Annotated in this window: 4 protein-coding genes; all 4 read left to right on the top strand. The window is 58.4% G+C overall.

Annotation, left to right across the window (positions count from 1 at the left end; translation table 11 throughout):
- Positions 1-176, top strand: a 176-nt coding sequence (locus FS320_RS42805) for a transposase (protein WP_192926244.1), incomplete at its 5' end; no start/stop codon positions are given.
- A gap of 354 nt (positions 177-530) precedes the next feature.
- Positions 531-857: a hypothetical protein gene (locus tag FS320_RS42800; protein WP_152718575.1), complete on the top strand. Its 327-nt coding sequence runs from the start codon at positions 531-533 to the stop codon at positions 855-857.
- 99 nt (positions 858-956) lie between these two features.
- On the top strand, positions 957-1,463 hold the full coding sequence (locus tag FS320_RS42795; protein ID WP_152718574.1) for a GFA family protein: 507 nt from the start codon (positions 957-959) through the stop codon (positions 1,461-1,463).
- 43 nt (positions 1,464-1,506) lie between these two features.
- Positions 1,507-1,752 (top strand): hypothetical protein (locus FS320_RS47410; protein WP_210252259.1); only part of this gene is annotated, 246 nt, incomplete at its 3' end.

Here is a 1,752-nt window from a genome sequence, read left to right as displayed (position 1 = left end):
ATCTCGCCCGGGCGGAGTTCGCAACGCTGCGGTTGCGCCTGCTCAAGATCGCCGTGCGGGTGCAGGAAACCACCAGCCGCATCCGACTGGCCTTTGCCTCGTGCTGTCCGGAAGCGGATCTCGTCCGCCGTCTTGCGAGCGCTCTGGCACCCCAGCCCCGGGCGGCCTCGCCCTGAGCGCCGGGGCTGCCATCGCCCCGGTCATCCCATCCCGTCCCTGCCAACGCGTTCCCCACGTTCCAGACCTTGCCGCGGTGAAAGAAACGCAGCGGATCGGCACGCCCGCGCTACCAAATAGGCCCCGAAACAAACTCTGGTGAATAGGAACGGCTAGGGGTATGACGGAGGAAGAGCTGTTCCGGATCACCGATCCGGATGTGATCTTTGGGTTATGGACGGCGGCTGAAGCCAAAGGGGCTCAAGACTGAGGGGCAATACCCCCTTTGCTTTGGCTCCGGTTCGTTGACGTACTTGCGAAGCCTGGAGTTGCTCGACACACTTCTGCAAAGCACAAATCACGGGAGGATCGTCATGGAGCAGCAAGCGTTGAACGTGTCAGGTCTGGGTCTGCTGGATGCCTCAACCAAGATCAAGGCTCTGGCACAGGACACCCCCGTGCGTCAGGCTCACAAGGCTCGCTCGTCTAAGGAGCCGACGAACCCGATTTACCTTCTTGCTGCGATCACCCTTGGCATCCCACTTCTGTTGACGATCCCATTGGTCGGGATGAACCCAGGAGTACAGGAAGGGATGCTCCCGACTATCATGATGTTCCTTGTGTTTTCCGCCTTCCTGGTCGCTGCGATCTTGGAGATCAAGAGGCTGGCTGACCAGCCTTCTGACACCGATCACCACTGATGGAGAGGGGAGGGGTTCTTGGAACTCTCCTGCTGCAATCTGTGAGTGTCGAAGAGGCGCTGATCAGGCTGGGTGGGCCGTCTGCCGAAGAGGAGAACCATGGCTGTTCATGAGGGTGGATGTCTCTGTGAGGCGGTGAGATACACGATCAAGAACGACCCACTTCGCGTTACGATCTGCCACTGCAAGTTCTGCCAACGCGCGACCGGCGCGGCCTACATGGTAGAGCGAATCTTCCACGAGGCTGATCTTCAAGTCACAAAGGGCTCCCCAGCCGTCTATGAGCACTGTTCCGGAGGTAGCGGCAAGCTTGTCCACATTCACTTCTGCGCGGCATGTGGGACGAAACTTTATCTGACTTTCGAGAGATTTGCCGAAGTGTGCGGTGTGTACGCGGGCACCTTTGATGATCCGAACTGGTTCGACATCAAACCAGAAAACGCGAAGCACATCTTTATCGATGTGGCGAGGCCTGAGACGATCCTGCCACCTGGCTTCTCCTGCTTTGCCGAGCACGCAATGCGGAACGACGGCACGCCACTTGAAGCCGTAGTATTCGATCAGCCACAGGTCGTCGGCAATCTGTCTGGTCAGTCGGGAGGATGATAAACGCCTGATCGATGCCCGACCTGAACGGGCTGACCAGGACATGCTCGAAGCCGACCGGGCGAAGATGCTGCGGTATGGCCTTTCAATGGGCATGACGCTGGAGCAGCTGTTCAGGATCACAGATCCTGAGATGGTCTTAGAGCGCGTTGACATTCAGGCTTTCGACGGACTCGCAAATCTGATTCAAGCTCCTTTTGGGCGCGGAGGCTTGGGTGAGCGGAGTTCGTCTGATGTTGAAAGATCACCAGTGGGATCGGATGGAGCCGCATTTGCCGGGCAAACGCAT

This window comes from Microvirga tunisiensis (genome assembly GCF_009296175.1).
GTDB lineage: Bacteria > Pseudomonadota > Alphaproteobacteria > Rhizobiales > Beijerinckiaceae > Microvirga > Microvirga tunisiensis.
This window is presented reverse-complemented; position numbering and strand designations above follow the sequence as displayed.